Here is a 255-nt window from a genome sequence, read left to right as displayed (position 1 = left end):
GCCGGATGCCCTCAATTCGGGTGGAGCCAATGTCATCTTCTCGCCGAATTTCGCTCCTACGTCGCTTTTGCGGCGAGCGTGCGCATGCGAGTCAAGTTGTAGGCCGCCTGAGTCAACAGGAAGAGTTGGTCAACTCGCTGCAGCCCTCGATACATCACCTGCCGAATCCTGCCGACCGTCTTGCTCCAGCCAAAGACCTGCTCGATGCATTTGCGCTTGCGCTGACTGATGGCGTAGCCGGGCCAGCGCGTTGTG

1 protein-coding gene is annotated in these 255 nt (G+C 59.6%); it reads right to left on the bottom strand.

All coding sequences use genetic code 11. The annotated features are described in order from the left end of the window. Positions 1-56 precede the first annotated feature (56 nt). Positions 57-255 (bottom strand): transposase (locus AB3X96_RS42880; protein WP_368589058.1); only part of this gene is annotated, 199 nt, incomplete at its 5' end.

It is taken from the genome of Paraburkholderia sp. BR13439, assembly GCF_040948805.1.
GTDB lineage: Bacteria > Pseudomonadota > Gammaproteobacteria > Burkholderiales > Burkholderiaceae > Paraburkholderia > Paraburkholderia youngii.
The sequence above is the reverse complement of the archived record's forward strand: the minus strand, read 5'-3'. Positions and strand labels throughout refer to the sequence as shown.